General features: G+C 69.9%; 22 protein-coding genes and 1 riboswitch. Of the genes, 11 read left to right on the top strand and 11 right to left on the bottom strand.

Annotated features, from left to right (window positions below):
- The first annotated feature begins 190 nt into the window (after positions 1-190).
- The gene (locus ACFO0B_RS15555) at positions 191-1,480 is read left to right on the top strand and encodes an adenylosuccinate synthase (RefSeq protein ID WP_378613152.1); all 1,290 of its coding nucleotides are present in this window, start codon (positions 191-193) and stop codon (positions 1,478-1,480) included.
- Positions 1,481-1,775: 295 nt separating this feature from the next.
- Positions 1,776-1,955 (top strand): hypothetical protein, encoded by a 180-nt coding sequence (locus ACFO0B_RS15550; RefSeq protein ID WP_378613151.1) that lies wholly within the window; start codon positions 1,776-1,778, stop codon positions 1,953-1,955.
- A gap of 16 nt (positions 1,956-1,971) precedes the next feature.
- On the opposite strand, the gene ACFO0B_RS15545 is transcribed toward ACFO0B_RS15550, so the two are convergent.
- Positions 1,972-2,505: a methylated-DNA--[protein]-cysteine S-methyltransferase gene (locus tag ACFO0B_RS15545; RefSeq protein WP_378613150.1), complete on the bottom strand. Its 534-nt coding sequence runs from the start codon at positions 2,503-2,505 to the stop codon at positions 1,972-1,974.
- Between the two features lie 56 nt (positions 2,506-2,561).
- Complete coding sequence (locus ACFO0B_RS15540; protein ID WP_378613149.1) at positions 2,562-2,825, bottom strand: hypothetical protein; 264 nt, start codon at positions 2,823-2,825, stop codon at positions 2,562-2,564.
- Between the two features lie 62 nt (positions 2,826-2,887).
- Between ACFO0B_RS15540 and yczR the strand changes: the two genes are divergently transcribed.
- Complete coding sequence (gene yczR, locus ACFO0B_RS15535) at positions 2,888-4,381, top strand: MocR-like transcription factor YczR (RefSeq protein ID WP_378613148.1); 1,494 nt, start codon at positions 2,888-2,890, stop codon at positions 4,379-4,381.
- A 94-nt stretch (positions 4,382-4,475) separates the two neighbouring features.
- Here the strand turns inward: yczR and ACFO0B_RS15530 are convergent, their stop codons facing one another.
- Entirely contained in the window at positions 4,476-4,643 is a 168-nt protein-coding gene (locus ACFO0B_RS15530) for a hypothetical protein (RefSeq protein WP_378613147.1), read from the bottom strand.
- 131 nt (positions 4,644-4,774) lie between these two features.
- Here ACFO0B_RS15530 and ACFO0B_RS15525 point away from each other — a divergent pair, with 131 nt between their 5' ends.
- On the top strand, positions 4,775-5,062 hold the full coding sequence (locus ACFO0B_RS15525) for a Scr1 family TA system antitoxin-like transcriptional regulator (RefSeq protein WP_378613146.1): 288 nt from the start codon (positions 4,775-4,777) through the stop codon (positions 5,060-5,062).
- Positions 5,055-5,255, top strand: coding sequence for a DUF397 domain-containing protein (locus ACFO0B_RS15520; RefSeq protein ID WP_378613145.1), 201 nt, complete (start codon positions 5,055-5,057; stop codon positions 5,253-5,255). Before ACFO0B_RS15525 ends, ACFO0B_RS15520 begins: the two co-directional genes overlap by 8 nt.
- A gap of 77 nt (positions 5,256-5,332) precedes the next feature.
- On the opposite strand, the gene ACFO0B_RS15515 is transcribed toward ACFO0B_RS15520, so the two are convergent.
- The 4 genes from ACFO0B_RS15515 to ACFO0B_RS15500 form a co-directional block, all read right to left on the bottom strand.
- On the bottom strand, positions 5,333-5,794 hold the full coding sequence (locus ACFO0B_RS15515) for a hypothetical protein (RefSeq protein ID WP_378613144.1): 462 nt from the start codon (positions 5,792-5,794) through the stop codon (positions 5,333-5,335).
- A 20-nt stretch (positions 5,795-5,814) separates the two neighbouring features.
- The gene (locus tag ACFO0B_RS15510) at positions 5,815-6,912 is read right to left on the bottom strand and encodes a CaiB/BaiF CoA transferase family protein (protein ID WP_378613143.1); all 1,098 of its coding nucleotides are present in this window, start codon (positions 6,910-6,912) and stop codon (positions 5,815-5,817) included.
- Between the two features lie 90 nt (positions 6,913-7,002).
- Positions 7,003-7,422 (bottom strand): DNA-binding protein, encoded by a 420-nt coding sequence (locus ACFO0B_RS15505; RefSeq protein ID WP_378613141.1) that lies wholly within the window; start codon positions 7,420-7,422, stop codon positions 7,003-7,005.
- Positions 7,419-7,691 (bottom strand): hypothetical protein, encoded by a 273-nt coding sequence (locus ACFO0B_RS15500; RefSeq protein WP_378613140.1) that lies wholly within the window; start codon positions 7,689-7,691, stop codon positions 7,419-7,421. The genes ACFO0B_RS15505 and ACFO0B_RS15500 overlap by 4 nt, the downstream gene beginning before the upstream one ends.
- A gap of 60 nt (positions 7,692-7,751) precedes the next feature.
- Between ACFO0B_RS15500 and ACFO0B_RS15495 the strand changes: the two genes are divergently transcribed.
- A complete protein-coding gene (locus ACFO0B_RS15495) occupies positions 7,752-8,234 on the top strand; it encodes a DUF456 domain-containing protein (RefSeq protein ID WP_378613138.1) in 483 nt (160 codons plus the stop codon).
- Positions 8,235-8,272: 38 nt separating this feature from the next.
- Here ACFO0B_RS15495 and ACFO0B_RS15490 read toward each other — a convergent pair whose 3' ends face one another.
- Positions 8,273-9,148: an amidohydrolase family protein gene (locus ACFO0B_RS15490; protein WP_378613137.1), complete on the bottom strand. Its 876-nt coding sequence runs from the start codon at positions 9,146-9,148 to the stop codon at positions 8,273-8,275.
- Positions 9,149-9,229: 81 nt separating this feature from the next.
- Complete coding sequence (locus ACFO0B_RS15485; RefSeq protein ID WP_378613136.1) at positions 9,230-10,621, bottom strand: FAD-dependent oxidoreductase; 1,392 nt, start codon at positions 10,619-10,621, stop codon at positions 9,230-9,232.
- Between the two features lie 237 nt (positions 10,622-10,858).
- Here ACFO0B_RS15485 and ACFO0B_RS15480 point away from each other — a divergent pair, with 237 nt between their 5' ends.
- The 5 genes from ACFO0B_RS15480 (at position 10,859) to ACFO0B_RS15460 (ending at position 14,228) form a co-directional block, all read left to right on the top strand.
- A complete protein-coding gene (locus ACFO0B_RS15480; protein WP_378613135.1) occupies positions 10,859-11,293 on the top strand; it encodes an Rv0361 family membrane protein in 435 nt (144 codons plus the stop codon).
- 66 nt (positions 11,294-11,359) lie between these two features.
- Positions 11,360-11,476: riboswitch (SAM riboswitch) on the top strand.
- 14 nt (positions 11,477-11,490) lie between these two features.
- Positions 11,491-11,907 (top strand): rhodanese-like domain-containing protein, encoded by a 417-nt coding sequence (locus tag ACFO0B_RS15475; protein ID WP_378613134.1) that lies wholly within the window; start codon positions 11,491-11,493, stop codon positions 11,905-11,907.
- The gene (locus ACFO0B_RS15470; RefSeq protein WP_378613133.1) at positions 11,904-13,118 is read left to right on the top strand and encodes an O-succinylhomoserine sulfhydrylase; all 1,215 of its coding nucleotides are present in this window, start codon (positions 11,904-11,906) and stop codon (positions 13,116-13,118) included. The genes ACFO0B_RS15475 and ACFO0B_RS15470 overlap by 4 nt, the downstream gene beginning before the upstream one ends.
- 40 nt (positions 13,119-13,158) lie before the next feature.
- On the top strand, positions 13,159-13,788 hold the full coding sequence (locus ACFO0B_RS15465) for a DJ-1/PfpI family protein (RefSeq protein WP_378613132.1): 630 nt from the start codon (positions 13,159-13,161) through the stop codon (positions 13,786-13,788).
- On the top strand, positions 13,785-14,228 hold the full coding sequence (locus ACFO0B_RS15460; protein ID WP_378613131.1) for a MarR family winged helix-turn-helix transcriptional regulator: 444 nt from the start codon (positions 13,785-13,787) through the stop codon (positions 14,226-14,228). The genes ACFO0B_RS15465 and ACFO0B_RS15460 overlap by 4 nt, the downstream gene beginning before the upstream one ends.
- Here the strand turns inward: ACFO0B_RS15460 and fgd are convergent.
- Both fgd and ACFO0B_RS15450 read right to left on the bottom strand, forming a co-directional pair.
- On the bottom strand, positions 14,225-15,235 hold the full coding sequence (fgd, locus tag ACFO0B_RS15455; RefSeq protein WP_378613130.1) for a glucose-6-phosphate dehydrogenase (coenzyme-F420): 1,011 nt from the start codon (positions 15,233-15,235) through the stop codon (positions 14,225-14,227). The genes ACFO0B_RS15460 and fgd overlap by 4 nt on opposite strands.
- Positions 15,236-15,313: 78 nt before the next feature.
- Complete coding sequence (locus ACFO0B_RS15450) at positions 15,314-16,132, bottom strand: SAM-dependent methyltransferase (RefSeq protein ID WP_378613129.1); 819 nt, start codon at positions 16,130-16,132, stop codon at positions 15,314-15,316.
- Positions 16,133-16,317 lie beyond the last annotated feature (185 nt).

The raw sequence follows: 16,317 nt of genomic DNA, 5'->3' as shown, positions 1-16,317 counted from the left end.
CCGCCCGCCGCGACCGGCCGCTCGCCGGTCCGCACCGTGCGAGCTTAGCCGCGCGCGGCACAGCGTGGAGAACAGCGGTTCCCGGCCGTGCGCGGCCGGTCGGCTAGACTGTCCTCCCGGCCACCGCCCCAGTACGGCAGGTAGCTGCAGCACAGAGGGTGCTGCGCCTCGAACCGTAGGAGTCAGCACCATGCCGGCAATCGTCCTGATCGGCGCCCAGTGGGGCGACGAGGGCAAGGGCAAGGCGACCGATCTGCTCGGTGAGCGGTTGCAGTGGGTGGTCCGGTACCAGGGCGGCAACAATGCCGGCCACACCGTGGTACTTCCCAACGGTGACAAGTTCGCGCTGCACCTCATTCCGTCCGGCATCCTGACCCCCGGCGTCACCAACGTGATCGGCAACGGGGTCGTGGTCGATCCCGGTGTGCTCCTCGACGAGCTGGCCGGACTGGAACAGCGCGACGTCGATACCTCCGGGCTGCTGCTCTCGGCCGACGCGCACCTGATCATGCCGTACCACGTCGCCATCGACAAAGTGACCGAACGCTTCCTCGGCAACAAGAAGATCGGTACCACCGGCCGCGGTATCGGCCCCTGCTATCAGGACAAGGTCGCCCGCGTCGGCGTCCGGGTGGCCGACGTGCTCGACGAGAAGATCCTCACCCAGAAGGTCGAGGCCGCACTGGAATTCAAGAACCAGGTGCTGGTCAAGATCTACAACCGCCGCGCGCTCGACCCGCAGCAGGTGGTGGACGAGGTGCTCGCCCAGGCCGCAGGCTTCACGCACCGCATCGCCGACACCAGGCTGCAGCTGAACGAGGCGCTCGAGCGCGGCGAGACCGTGCTGCTGGAGGGTTCGCAGGGCACCCTGCTCGACGTCGACCACGGCACCTACCCCTACGTGACCTCGTCCAACCCCACCGCGGGCGGCGCCGCCGTCGGCGCGGGGATCGGGCCGAACAAGATCGATACGGTGCTCGGCATCCTCAAGTGCTACACCACCCGCGTCGGCTCCGGCCCCTTCCCGACCGAGCTCTTCGACCAGTACGGCGAGTTCCTCGCCAAGCAGGGCGGCGAGGTCGGCGTCACCACCGGCCGCGCCCGCCGCTGCGGTTGGTTCGACGCCGTGATCGCCCGCTACGCCACCCGCGTCAACGGCATCACCGACTACTTCCTCACCAAGCTCGACGTCCTCTCCAGCCTGGAGCGCGTCCCCATCTGCGTCGCCTACGAGGTGGACGGTGAGCGGGTCGAGCAGATGCCGACCACGCAGACCGGGTTCCACCACGCCGTGCCGATCTACGAGGAGATGCCCGGGTGGTGGGAGGACATCTCGCACGCTCGGACGTTCGAGGAGCTGCCCGTCAACGCGCAGGCGTATGTGCTGCGGTTGGAGGAGCTGTCCGGGGCGCGGATCTCGTGCATCGGGGTCGGGCCGGGGCGGGATCAGACGATCGTCCGGCACGACGTTCTGGGCTGATCCAGCCCGCTCGGACTCCGCTGCCCGAGGCCCGACCGCTCGGCTATGACGTGTCGGCCGAACGGCGGGAGCAGCTGAAACGCCAGAGCGAGGCGATCGACGAACCGCGCAGGCTCGAGGAAGGGGGGCATCACCGATCGAGGTGACCGCCCTGCCTCCCGGCGCTACGCTGTGTGCCCGCGCGGGAGGGAGAGTTATGGACACAGCACGGCGAGCGGTCGCCCGGTGGGCGCCTCCGCTGCTGGTTTCCGCGGTACTTCTGCTCGGCTGCGGGGCTCAGGAAGGCGCCGTCACGGTGACATCCGAATCCCCGGCCCCGACCGAATCGACGCAGGACCGCAACCTCCGCATCCGCGAGCAGCTACTCCAGCTCGGCTGCACCACGAACGCCTGCCTGCAGACCTACTTCGCCTGCCAGGACGGCACCCTCACCGGCGACCCCTGCCTCTTCTACCGGGAGCACCCGCTGCCTTGATCGATATACCGATCATCTAGAACAGCGTCGGCTCCCCGAACCCCGACGTCCGCTCGATCGCGAGCATCCGCTGCTTGGTATCGATCCCACCCGGCGCCGAAAACCCATGCAGCGCATGGTCGGCAGCCAGCACCCGATGGCACGGAATGATCAGCGGAATCGGATTCCGCCCCATCGCCCGCCCGACAGCCTGCGCGCTCCGCGGCGCCCCGGCCAAAGCGGCAACCTCCCCGTACCCGATGGTCCGCCCCGGCCCCACCTCCCGGATGATCCGATAGATCTCCCGATGAAACTGCGGAACCCCGGACAGATCCAGCGCGATCCAGCGCAGATCGTCCAGCTCCCCGGCGAGGTGGGCACGGATCGCGGTGACCGCGGCCGCGATCGCTCCGGCCGGGGCCTCGGTCACCGGGGGAGTGCCGTCGCGCTCGGCGAACCGGGCCCGCAACTGCTCCGGATCGGACTCCGGCAGCGCGAACCCGGTCACCGCGTCGCCAACCCAGCTGAGCGCGCACGCACCCAGTTCCGTATCGAAGACGACGGTCGCCATGCCCTCAGTCTGCCGGTACGCACCGACACATTCGGCGCGGACCGGCCCGGCGGAAATCAGGCCACTTCTCGGTGAGTGGACCTTTCGGTTCCGCTGTCCGGTGTCTCCGTCGAACTGGCCTGGTACTTCTCCTCCCTGGCGCGCAACGCGTCCAAATCCGCGATCTGCCGATGCATGTCGTAGGAGGACGGGCCCGGATCGTTGCTCGGGAACGAGCGGAATCGCTCCGGATACCAGGGCGGTTCGCCGTCCCGGGGCGCGTAGTAGTAGGCCAGCAGGCCGAAGGTGGTCAGGGCGAAGAGGGTGATCAGTGCGGTCATAGGAATGAGAATCCGCCAACTGGACTTGCCGATACATAGCCACTTGCCGAATACTGGACTTTATGGCGACAAGAGTGATCGGTGCGACCAGCCTCACCCGCGACCTGGGCAACTGGCGCAGCGCGGGCGACGAGGCCGAGGGCAAGCGCGGCTCCCGCCCCGCCTACCTGGCCCTGGCCGAGGGCATCCGGTTGCTCATCCACGACGGCCGCGCCCCGCTCGGCGTCGCGCTGCCCAGCGAACGCGACCTGGCGACCACGCTCGGCGTCAGCCGCACCACGATCACCTCCACGTACGCGCTGCTCCGCGAGCACGGCTACCTGATCAGCAGGCAGGGTTCGCGCAGCACCGTCGCGCTGCCCGCCGCCGTCCAGCACGACGGCAGCAAACCCTCCCGCAGCATCCTCGCCATGATGACCCAGCCCGAGCAGCCCACCATCGACCTCACCTACGCCGCCATGACCGCCCCTCCGGAGATGCGCGAGGCCTACGCCGCCGCCCTGGACGGCATCCCGTCCTTCCTCGGCACCCACGGCATGGACCCCGTCGGCGTGCTCGCCCTCCGCGAGGCCATCGCCCGCCGCTACACCGAACGCGGCCTCCCCACCGGCCCGGACCAGATCCTGGTCACCCTCGGCGCCCAGCACGGCCTCCGCCTGCTGCTCAACGTCCTCACCTCACCGGCGGCGCGCGTCCTCATCGACCACCCCACCTACCCCAACGGCATCGAGGCCATCCGCGACGTCGGCGCCCGCCCGGTCCCCGTCCCGCTGCGCCCCGATGAGCCGGGCAAGGCCTGGGACCTGGACGGCATCCGCAGCGCCGCCAGGCAAACAGCCGCCACCCTCGCCTACCTGGTCCCCGACTTCAACAACCCCACCGGGCTCCGCATGGACGCCGAGGACCGCGCCGAACTCGCCGCCATCGCCCGCGAAACCCGCATGACCGTTGTCGTCGACGAGTCCATGGGCGAGCTCGACCTCAGTGGCTCCCAATCACCGCCCCCCGCAGCGGCTTTCGCGAAGGGCGCGGAGATCGTCACGATCGGCTCGGCCTCGAAATCGTTCTGGGGCGGGCTGCGCGTCGGCTGGATCCGCACCAATCAGGCGCTCATCACCAAGCTGCTCGGCATCCGCTCCACCGTCGACCTCGGCACCCCCGTCATGGACCAGCTCGCCCTGGTACACCTGCTCGGGATCTCCGACGTGCTGCTCGACCGCCGTCGAAGCCATCTTCGCGCGCAGCGGACAGCGCTGCTGGAGGCGATCGCCGAGGAGCTTCCGGACTGGAAGGTGGCGCCGAGCACGGGCGGCATGTCCGTTTGGGCCCAGCTCCCCGCGCCCGTCTCCACGGCACTGGCGGCGACCGCGCCCAACCACGGCGTGCTGCTCACGGCTGGTCCGAGGTTCGGTGTACAGGGCGCGTTCGAGCGTTTCCTGCGGTTGCCTTATACCCATCAGGAGGTGGATCTGCGGCTGGCGGTGAAGTCCATCGCCAGCGCCTACGAAGCGCTCACCCCCCGCGCGGCTGATCCCCTACAGCCGCTGACGTATTGATGGTTCGGGGACTACCTGTCCGTCCACCAGGGCCTCAGGACGACAAGAATGAAGACCAGGAGTCCGAGCACAAGCGCAATGAGGGCACACACGGTCACTCGTATTCGAATGCTTGTGGATTGGACAGGAACGCGAGTGCTGCGAGCTGTAGACCGCAGGTGGGCTCGTGGTCGTGCAGACGCAGGATCGACAATGCTGTGTGCTCACTGAGCTGAACCGGATCCTGATCGCAGTCGTACCGATGCTGATCACCGGCGGCCATGCACACCACCGGGTGTAGCGGCCCACTTGGCGAGGGCGGCAGCGGTGCGAACAAGCAGATCGAGAGGCGGCCGTTCAACCTCGCTCTTCGAGTACACGTGGACAGCCGGAATCCGTTGCGGTAGTTGATGCATGAGTGACCCGCTCCTGCCCGACGTCACGGTCCGGGTCACCGGTTTCGAGGCCGGGCAGAACGAAGCTCGGCGCTTGCACTGCTTCTCGATCCTGAGTCATCCATGGGGCTGGCCACGCGTTCATCTGGAGAGTTATGGCGGCGGCCGATGGATCACCGACTCCGAGGAGGTGGGATACTTCGCATACTCGTTCGAGCACGGGGCGAAAGTGGCGTTCAGCCCGAAGGAGTCGCGCAGGTTCGTGCTCGGAATGGCGAAGGAATGGGAGAACCGGAGCGGTGGATGACATCGAGACGCTCGAGTGGCGGGTATCGAGCTACACGGACAACGAGACCTGTGTCGAGGTAGCGGGAACCGCGGATACCGTCTACGTGCGCAACAGCAATGCTCGCGACGTCGGTGTGGTGGCGTTCTCCCGGGCCGAGTGGGGCGCGTTCTTGAAGGGTGCCGCGGCTGGAGAATTCGATCAGTTCGGCTGAGCCTGTGCCGACAGCACAACCCCGCCGGTGCGATTTTGCCGGGGGCGGAGCAATAGCGAGGTTCTGACCTCAGTTGGTCACTGCCTCACCAAGGCCAGGTCCCACTGGCCGTGCGGGTCTTCCCAGACCGCGATCACCATGCCGAGCGGATCATCCTGCCCGACCCGATCATCGAGCCGATCGAGCTCGGCCCCCTCCTCGATCCCTTCGATCCACCGCAGCGCATCCGCTTCGGTCCCATCGGAGAGAAGTTGCAGGTACCCCACGCGCCAATCTGAACCCGGCGCGCTCAGATCACGCCCGAGCACGTACTCACCATCGACCACGAACCAGCTCCGGCTCGCATCGACCCGGAGCGCGAGATCGTCGTGGAACACCAGGAACGGGTTCTCGAAGATCAGCTTCCCGCTGAGCACATCCGGCGCGATCCACTCGCCGAGCCGATCCAGCTCGGTCTCCTGAATGAAGTTGCCCGATGCGTAGAGCGCGTACGTATTCGCCTGTGCCACAGCGGGAACAATAACCGGTGGCGCGGACAACTCTGCGCCACCGGGAAAACCTAGTCCGCCCAGACCTTGTCGATCGGCGTCGCCTCGGTGGGCGGCGCGCTCGGCACCTCGGGCGGCGTCCGCGAGAATCGCGGCGCGGGCGCGTGCTGCACCACGCCGTCGATGTCGACCAGGCTGTTCCGCGCCACCAGGTGCGGGTTCTGCTCGGCCTCGGTGAAGGTGAGCACCGGGCTGGTGCAGGCGTCGGTGCCCTCGAAGACCGCGGCCCACTCGTCGCGGGTCCTGGACTTGAACTTCTCGGTGAAAAGCTTCCTGAGCTCGTCCTGCCCGTTCGGGTCGATCTGGTGCGGGAGCCCGGCGGGGTCGATCTCCAGCCCCTTCAGCAGCTCGGCGTAGAACTGCGGCTCGATCGCGCCGACGGCCATGTACTTGCCGTCGGAGGTCTCGTAGGTGTCGTAGAACGCCATGCCGGTGTCGAGCAGGTTGGTGCCGCGCTCCTCGGACCACAGCCCGACGCCGCGCATGCCCCAGATCATGTGCGAGAGCGAGATCGCGCCGTCCACCATGGCCGCGTCGATGACCTGGCCCTTACCGGAGGTCTGCCGCTCGACCAGCGCGGCCAGGATGCCGAAGACCAGGTACATCGAACCGCCGCCGAAGTCGCCCGCCAGATTCAGCGGCGGCACCGGGCGCTCGCCCTTGCGACCGATGGCGTGCAGCACGCCGGTGATGGAGATGTAGTTGATGTCGTGGCCGGCGCGGTCCGCGAGCGGGCCGTCCTGGCCCCAGCCGGTCATCCGGCCGTAGACGACGCGCGGGTTGCGCTCGAGCACGGCGTCCGGGCCGAGGCCCATGCGCTCGGTGACCCCGGGGCGGAAGCCCTCGATCAGCACGTCGGCCTTCTCGACCAGGTCGAGCACCTTCGCGATGTCGGCCGGGTCCTTGAGGTTGGCCTCCACGATCGTGCGGCCGCGCCACTGCGGGCGCTCCATGTGCCCGGGCAGCTGATGGGGGCGCTGCACGCGCACCACGTCGGCGCCGAGGTCGGCGAGCAGCAGTGCCGCGTGCGGGCCGGGGCCGATCCCGGCCAGTTCGATCACCTTGATGCCCGCGAGCGGGCCCTGCTTGCCGGTGGTTTCTGTGCTCACGCCCTACCTCGGTTCGTCGTCGCAGCCGTTCGTATTGACAGTATGACAACAAGGGGTTGCGGGTCTATGCGCCCCTGCCGGGTGGTGCGATCAGACCTTCCGGACCAGCACGGTGGGTGGCAGCAGTCGCTCCAGATCGTCGACGTCGGAGGTGAAGACGGTGACGAACCCCGGCTGTTTCATAGCGACCACCGCCAGCACGGCGTCGATCGCGTATTTGTGCCCGTGCAGCCCGGCGGCGGTGAGCAGTTCGCGGGCCGCCCGCGCCTCGTCCTTGCCGATCGTGGCGACCCGCATCCTGGAGACCACCCAGTTCCATCGCGCAGCGGGGGTCCGGGGATCGTGCGCCTCGATGAGCGTCATCGGGGAGGTGATCACGTCGACGTGGCCGTCGCGCGCATTGGCCAGGCGGGCCAGCATGGTGCGGTCGCCGCGGACGGCCAGCGCCAGTGCCTCGCTGTCGAGGACGAAGGTCTGCGGTATCGGCTGGGGTCGGCGGGTGGGTGTCACGCGGCGCCCTGGCCGCCCTGGGCCGCCCGGCGACGGATGTGCTCGGCGTGCAGGTCGTCGAGTTCCCGGTCGGCTGTCGCGGCCTCCTCGGCGGTGACGGCTCCGTGCTCCTGCTCTAGCCAGTCCGCCAACTCGCCGATGAGGTCGCGATCCCGTTGCGCTCGAACCGCCTCGGTGATGTACGCCGACAGGCCGCGTTCGGCGATCTCCGCGCGGACCTCGTCCAGGAGCTCCTCCGGGATGGTGACCGTGATCTTCTTTGTCGCCATACTTCTCACCATACTCCGGTAGGAGCTGCACTCGACCCGGACATCGGCGACAATGCCCCCGTGAGCGTATGGGGCGAGGTCCTTGTCGGACTGGTGATCCTGGTCGGACTCGTCGGCATCATCGTGCCGATCATGCCGGGTGTGATCCTGATCTTCGGAGCGATCGCCGTCTGGGCGTTCCTCACCGGAGGGGCGACGGCGTGGACGGTTCTGGCGATAGCGACTGTGCTGCTGGTGATCTCGGGCGTGGTGAAGTACACGTGGCCGGGGAAGAACATCAAGGCGGCGGGGGTGCCGAACCGGACGCTGCTGATCGGGGCGGTGCTCGGGATCGTCGGGTTCTTCGTGGTGCCGGTGATCGGGCTGGTGCTCGGGTTCGTGCTGGGGGTGTACCTGTCGGAGGTGCAGCGGCTGCCCGACGAGCAGCAGGCGCGCAGGTCGACGGGGCACGCGTTGAAGGGCGTCGGGCTGTCGATTCTGATCGAGCTGTTCGGGGCGCTGCTTGCCACCGGGGTGTGGCTGATCGGGGCGTTCGTGGCCTGAGCGAGCTACCTCGATCGGCCATCGGGGGGCCGAGCCTGCTACTCGATGACCGGTAGAGGAAGCGTGGCGTTGGGGTCGAGCCGGGGGAGCTGGTCGCGGCGCAGGGGGAGGGTCGGCGGATCCTCGGGAACGGGCTGCCAGCGGCCGGGGCGGGGGTCGGAGCCGGCGGGGCGGCGGCGGGCGGGGAGTTTGTAGAAGGCGCGGGCGTTGTCTTCCAGGACGGCGTGCATGTCGGTGCCGACGACGTCGCAGAGCAGGTCGACGTCGGAGTCGCGGAAGGGGCGGCCCGCGCGGGTGCCGGGCAGGTCGGTGCCGAACATGAGTGCGCTGGGGTTGACGGCGTGGATGCGGCGCAGGGTGTCGGGGACGCGCATCTGGACGCGGCCGAAGCCGGTGGCCTTCACGCGGGCGCCGCGGTCGACCAGGTCGAGGAGGTACGGCACGGCTTCGGCGGACATGCCGAGGTGGTCGACGGAGAGCGCGGGCAGCTTGGTGACGACGGGTTGCAGCGAGGCCAGCATCTGACCGTCGATATACAGCTCGACGTGCCAGCCCGCGATGTCGTGGGCCCGCACCGCCTGCTGGGTGAGCTGGGTGATGTCGCCCGCCGCGCGCTTCAGATTGAAGCGCAGCGCGCGCACGCCGATCTTGTTCAGCTGCTGGATCTCCTCGTCGGAGGCGTCGAGGTCCAGCCGGGTCACCCCGACCCACCCTGCGCCGAGCTCGGCGAGCGCGGCTTTCAGGTAGCTCTGGTCGGTCCCCTGGAAGGAGCCGCTGACCACGGCGCCGCCGCTGATGTCGAAGCGCGCCATGCGCTTTCGATAGTCGGCGACGGTGTAGGAGGAGGGCAGGTGTCCCTCGTTCTCGGCCAGCGGGAACCGCGGGTCGAAGATGTGGACGTGGGCATCGAACACGTGTACAGAATGCCTCGAGGTGGGCGCGGCTGTCGCCTGCCGGACTCCTGCGTTCCGGCAGGCGTCGCGCCCGGCCGCGGGCTAGACCTTGTTCGGCTCGCTGGCGCGCAGCATGTCCTCGCGCTCCACGACCTTGACCCGCTCGCGGCCCTCCGGCTCGCCCAGCGAGCGCTCGTGCGCGTCCAGGCGGTACCAGCCCTGCCAGGTGGTATAGGGCACGCCCTTGCCCTCGAGGAACTCGACAACGGCCGCCGGGTCGGGGTTCTCGGCGCGCGGGAAGTTCTTGCTGTCGTCGAGCAGGCAGGCGACGGTCTCGTTGGCGTCGCCCTTGGTGTGGCCGATCAGGCCGACCGGGCCGCGCTTGATCCAGCCGGTCACGTAGGTGCCGGGCAGGTAGCGGGCCGGGCCGTCGGCGTTCTCGTCGATCAGGACGCGGCCCGCCTCGTTCGGCACGGTGCCGGCCTGGTCGTCGAAGGGCAGCTGGGTGACGTTCTGCGACAGGTAGCCGACTGCGCGATACACGGCCTGCACCTCCCAGTCGCGGTACTCGCCGGTGCCCTTGACGTTGCCGGTGCCGTCCAGCTGGGTGCGCTCGGTGCGCAGCCCGACGACCTTGCCGTCGGCGTCGCCGACCACCTCGGTCGGCGCCTCGAAGAAGTGCAGGAAGAGCTTGTGCGGGCGGTCGCCCTGGTCGCGGATGGCCCACTGCTCCAGCGTGTTGGCGACCATGTCGACCTGCTTGGAGTGCCTGCGCGCGGCCTCGGAGCCCTCGTCGTAGTCGATGTCCTGCGGATCGACGATGACCTCGATGGTCGGCGAATGGTCCAGCTCGCGCAGCTCCAGCGGGGTGAACTTGGCCTGCGCGGGGCCGCGGCGGCCGAAGACGTGCACCTCGACGGCCTTGTTCTGCTTGAGGCCCGCGTAGACGTTCGGCGGGATCTCGGTCGGCAGCAGCTCGTCGCCGGTCTTGGCGAGCACGCGGGCGATGTCCAGCGCGACGTTGCCGACGCCGAGCACCGCGACCTTCTCCGCCTCCAGCGGCCAGCTGCGCGGAACGTCCGGGTGGCCGTCGTACCAGGAGACGAAGTCGGCGGCGCCGTAGGAGCCGTCCAGCTCGATGCCGGGGATGGTGAGCGCGCGGTCGGCGTTGGCGCCGGTGGAGAAGATCACGGCGTCGTAGAAGCGGCGCAGATCGTCCAGGGTGATGTCGGTGCCGTAGTCGATGTTGCCGAGCAGCCGCACCTGCTCCTTGTCCAGCACCTTGTGCAGCGCGGTGATGATGCCCTTGATCCGCGGGTGGTCCGGCGCGACGCCGTAGCGGATCAGGCCGAACGGCGCCGGCATCCGCTCGTAGAGGTCGATGGAGACGTCCGTGTCGGACTTCATCAGCGCGTCGGCGGCGTAGATCCCGGCCGGGCCTGCACCCACGATCGCAATGCGGAGCGGCCGGGCCGCCTCACTCTGTTCGGTCATGTTCACGCGCACCTTCGGTCGATACGTTCATCTGGCGTCTACTTAGCCCAGGCTAACCTGAGATCGGTCCGGAACCGCGCTCCCATTCTCCCCGGAGCAACGGACGGCGGCTCCGGCACGAGTCGCAAGCAGCCATTCTATCGGCCCTGCTCCGCGCGGCCCGCGACCCGGGTACGCAGCGCGTATCCTGCCGGGGCCGGTGCGCCGACGGCCCAGGTCATCGGTGATCATCGGGGGATGAGCGAGCAGCAGCCCGGTGGCGACGAGCCGGAAGTCCGATCGATCGTGCCGTTCGTGGCGGCGGGGGTGCTCGTGGTGCTGGTCCTGGTGGGAATCGTGATCGCCGGGGTGCTCTCGCCCGCTGAGAAAAATGTCACAGAGGCGGACAAGCTGGCGGCGGCGGTGCGCAACTACGCCGACGCCCGCGGCCGCAGCGATCTGGTGCCCCCGCCCGGCACCGCCTGCCCCGGCTTCGACGAGGCCGCCTCCCCGCTCGCCGAGCAGCTGGGCGGGCCGGAAACCAGCACCGATATCGAGGTCGCCGAGTTGGTGAACCCGGTGGTCGACGGCGAGCGCGGCCGGATCACGGTGACCACGCGGGTGGACGGCCGCACGGCCACCGTCACCTGGAACCTGGCGAAGGAAGGCGACCGCTGGCTGGTCTGCGGATGACGCGCCCGGACGCGGGAGAACTCGTGTTGACAGCACCCGCTTTCCCGGGGCAATCTCGGATCGCAAGGTCATGAGAACCAGCGTCAAGCCCCGGCTCGGCTGGTCGGCAACCCTCCTCCGCGGCGGGGTGCTCCGGGTGACGACCTGGCCGTATGTGGCGTTCCCGTGCGGCAAGCGTGGATCACAGGAGGTTCGACATGAGTTATGCCGGTGACATCACCCCGAAGCAGGCGTGGGAGTTGCTGCGCGACAATCCGTCCGCGGTGCTGGTCGACGTGCGCACCGAGGCCGAGTGGCGCTGGGTCGGGGTCCCGGACACCACCGAGGTGGACCGGCCGACCGCGCTGATCGAGTGGGTGGACGGCACCGGCACACCGAACCCGGCCTTCCTCGAGCAACTGAACCAGGCCTTGGCCGGGCGCGATCCGGCGGCCCCGGTCGTGTTCCTGTGTCGCTCCGGCCAGCGCTCGGCGCACGCCGCCAGCCTGGCGACCGGCGCCGGAATCGCCCCCTCCTACAACGTGATCGACGGCTTCGAGGGCCCGCTGGACGGCGACGGCCGCCGCGGCATCGCGGGCTGGCGCGCCGACGGCCTGCCCTGGCGGCAGTCGTGATCACCGGCGGCTCCTTCGAGCGGCCGCTGCCGGAGAACGTCGGCCCGGCCACGCTCGGCGTGCGCGGCGGGCTGCGCCGCTCGGGGTTCGAGGAGACCTCCGAGGCGCTCTACCTCACCTCCGGCTTCGTCTACGAGAGCGCCGAGGCGGCCGAGGCCGCCTTCACCGGCGACGTCGAGCACTTCGTCTACTCCCGCTACGGCAACCCGACGGTCGCCGTCTTCGAGGAGCGGATGCGGCTGATCGACGGCGCGGAGGCGTGTTTCGCCACCGCGAGCGGCATGGCGGCGGTCTTCACCGCGCTCGGCGCGCTGCTGAAGGCGGGCGACCGGTTGGTCGCCGCGCGCAGCCTCTTCGGCTCCTGCTTCGTGGTGGCCAACGAGATCCTGCCGCGCTGGGGCGTGCGGACGGTCTTCGTCGACGGCGAGGATCTGGACCAGTGGGAGCAGGCGCTCTCGGTGCCGACCCAGGCGGTCTTCTTCGAGACCCCGGCCAACCCCATGCAGAACCTGGTCGACGTGCGGCGGGTCAGCGAGCTCGCGCACGCGGCGGGCGCGAAGGTGGTGCTGGACAATGTCTTCGCCACCCCGCTGCTACAGCGCAGCCTGGAGCTCGGCGCCGACGTGGTGGTCTACTCCGGCACCAAGCACATCGACGGCCAGGGCCGGGTGCTCGGCGGCGCCATCCTCGGCGACCGGGAGTACATCGACGGCCCGGTGAAGACGCTCATGCGGCACACCGGCCCCGCGCTCAGCCCGTTCAACGCGTGGACCCTGCTCAAGGGGCTGGAGACCATGCCGCTGCGTGTGAAGCACTCCACCGAGTCGGCGCTCAAGGTCGCCCGCTTCCTGGAGGGTCACCCGGCGGTCGGCTGGGTGCGCTACCCGTTCCTGGAGACGCACCCGCAGCACGATCTCGCCACCGCGCAGATGAGCGGCGGCGGCACCGTGGTCACCTTCGAGCTCGCCGCCGGCGACGGTGAGGGCAAGAAGCGCGCCTTCGAGGTGCTGAACCGGCTGCGGGTGGTCGACATCTCGAACAACCTCGGCGACGCCAAGACGCTGATCACGCACCCGGCCACCACCACGCACCGGGCCATGGGCGCGGAGGGGCGGGCCGGGATCGGGCTCACCGACGGCGTCGTCCGCATCTCGGTCGGCCTGGAGGACGTCGAGGACCTGATCGCGGACCTGGACCACGCGCTGGGCTGAGCCATTGACAGCATCCTGTCAGATTTGACAGTATGCTGTCATGACTTCGGAACCTCGCATCGTGTACACGGCGGTCTACGACACCCTGGCCGACTGGGAGGTCGGGGCCGCCATCGCCTACCTCAACAACCCCGAGCTGCAGCGCGAGCCGGGCTCGCTCGCGGTGCGCACGGTCGGCCGCGACACCGAGCCGGTGACCACCGGCGGCGGCATGCGCGTCCTGCCCGACGTCGACCTGGCCGAGGTCGACCTCGACCGGGCGGCGGCGCTCATCCTGCCGGGGGCGAACCTCTGGGATCAGGGCGACGAGCTGGCGGGCTTCGCCGGGCTGGCCCGCGGCTTCCTCGACGCAGGACGCCCGGTCGCCGCCATCTGCGGCGCCACCTTCGGGCTCGCCAAGGCCGGGCTGCTCGACACCAGGGCGCACACCAGCAACGACCCCGGCTACCTCGCGGCCAGCGGCTACGCGGGCAGCGCGCACTACAGGAACGAGCCCGCGGTCACCGACGGCAACGTGATCACCGCGACCTCGCTGGCGCCGTTCCACTTCGCGCACCAGGTCTTCGCGGCGCTCGACGTCTACGAGCCGCAGGTGCTCGACGCCTGGTTCCGGCTCTTCGCCGAGCGCGACCCGAGCGCCTACGCCGTGCTCGCGGAGCACGGGGCGTGACCGAGCAGGAGCTGTTCAGCACCGCGGCCATCACCTCGTTCGCGCTGAACGGCCGCTTCCTCGCGGTCGCCGAGAAGCTCGCCGCCCCCGCCGGGCTCACCGCCGCCTGGTGGCAGGTGCTCGGCGCGGTGCTGCCCGAGCCGCTCCCGGTGGCGGGCATAGCGCGAGCCATGGGAATCACCAGGCAGAGCGTGCAGCGCATCGCCGATCTGCTGGTCGGGAAGGGGCTCGCCGAGTACCGGGAGAATCCGGCGCACCGGCGCGCCAAGCTGGTCGCCGTCACCGACGAGGGGCTGGCGGCGGTGCGCCGGATCTCCCCGCAGCACGCGCAGGTGGCGCACCGGCTCGCCGCCGAGCTGGGCGCCGAGCGGTTCGCCGAGATCGTCGCCGCGCTCACCGAACTCGCGGCGACGATGGATCGGCTCGAACTGGACTCCTAGCCCAGCTTGCGCAGCCGCGGCCCCAGGTCGCGCTGGAAGAGGTCGAGGAAGCGGCGCTGGTCGTGGCCGGGGGCGTGGAAGACCAGGTGGTTCAGGCCGGCGTCGAGGTAGGGCTTGACCTGCTCGACGGCCTCGTCGGGGTCGCTGGCGACGATCCAGCGCTTGGCGATCTGCTCGATCGGCAGCGCGTCGGCGGCGGCTTCCATCTCGATGGGGTCGGTGATGGAGTGCTTCTGCTCGGGGGTGAGGGAGAGCGGGGCCCAGAAGCGGGTGTTCTCCAGTGCGAGTTCGGGGTCGGTGTCGTAGGAGATCTTGATCTCGATCATCTTGTCGATGGGGTCGAGGTCGCGTTCGGCCTTGGCGGCGCCCTCGGCGACGGCGGGCAGCAGCTTCTCGGTGTAGAGCTCCATGCCCTTGCCGGAGGTGCAGATGAAGCCGTCGCCTGCGCGGCCGGCGTACCTGGCCACGACCGGGCCGCCCGCGGCGATGTAGACGGGGATGCCGCCCTCGGGGACGTCGTAGATGGAGGCGCCGACGGTGTGGTAGTACTCGCCGTCGTAATCGACGCGGTCGCCGGTCCAGAGCGCGCGCATCAGCGCGACCGACTCGCGGAGCCGGGCGAAGCGCTCCTTGAACTCGGGCCATTCGCCCTTGTAGCCGGTGGCGATCTCGTTGAGCGCCTCTCCGGTGCCGACGCCGAGCATGATCCGGCCCGGGTAGAGCACGCCCATGGTGGCGAAGGCCTGGGCGATCACCGCGGGGTTGTAGCGGAAGGTGGGGGTGAGCACCGAGGTGCCGAGCTGGATCCGCTTCGTGCGCTCGCCGACCGCGGCCATCCAGGCCAGCGAGAAGGGAGCGTGCCCGCCCTTGTGCCGCCAGGGCTGGAAGTGGTCGCTGACGGTCGCGCTGTCGAGGCCGTGCTCCTCGGCGAGGACGGCGATCTCCACCAGTTCCCGCGGTCCGAACTGCTCCGCCGAGGCCTTGTACCCGAGCTTGAGGTCTGCCATGTGCGCCGCTCCTGTCGCCACGTTGCCGCGGGCACTTCGTGCCGGGCGCCCGCCTGCATCGACCATAGAGGAGCGGCGCTACTCGGCCCCCGGCGCGGGGTCGCGCAGCAGCGGGTGCGGGGTGTAGGCGGCGGGGACGGTCGTGATCGGCGCGTCCGGCTCGACGTCGGCGCGTCGGCGGGCAACGGCGCGCACGTAGCCGAGGTGGCGGCCGCGGTCGGCCTCCAGCGCGGCGATCTCGGGGGCGTTGTCCGGGGCGACGGCGCGCTGCCAGTCCAGCCAGCGCTGCCAGCCGTCCGGCATGGCGTCGGCCAGCTCGACCTCGAGCAGGCCGCTGCGCTCCCAGTGCGCCTGCCACCACTCCGCCGGGTGCAGGCAGGCCAGGGCCGGCTCCCACCAGGCGGCCAGGTGCTCCGGGACCGGCCATCCGGGGTCGGCGGTGAGCCCGGCGCCCGCGATGCCGAGCTGGCCGCCGGGCCGCAGGAAGCGGGTCAGGTAGTTCGCGTACAGGTCGTCGGTGCCGTAGTAGACGAAGGAGTCGATGCTGAGCACGGCGTCGAAGAAGCCGGGGGCGAAGGGGAGCGCGCGGGCATCGGCGTGCAGGGCGTAGACCGCGTCGGCGACGCCGGCGTCGCGGAAGCGCTGCGCCCGCTCGGCGGCGTCGAACCAGAGGTCGACCGCCCACACCTCGACGCCGAACTCGGTGTGCAGGAACACCGAGGAGGCGCCGCGGCCGCAGCCGAGGTCGAGCACCCGCATGCCGGGCCGCAGCTCGACCGCCTCGGTGAGCCACTCGGTGAGCAGGAGCGGGTTGGCGCCGCCGCTCACGGCCGCCCTGATCCAGTCCGGGTGGTAGCGCGCGGCGCGCGGGAAGCGGGGGTGTGTCGGGTCGGTCATCGCCGGGGGCTCCTGATGGTCGGCCGGACGGCAGCGGAGGCGTTCGGCGGTGTGCTGAGCCGCATCCTCGCGCAACACGCCGCCATCGGCCAGTCGTTTTGCCTGGCGACCCGCCGCCGCGCGACGTGCGCGGCGCGATGAATTCCGCCGGACCGTTGACATCGGGGCCGCCGGATCCGATCCAC

Origin of the sequence: Nocardia jiangsuensis (assembly GCF_042650385.1) — a bacterium.
Taxonomy (GTDB): domain Bacteria; phylum Actinomycetota; class Actinomycetes; order Mycobacteriales; family Mycobacteriaceae; genus Nocardia; species Nocardia jiangsuensis.
This window is presented reverse-complemented; position numbering and strand designations above follow the sequence as displayed.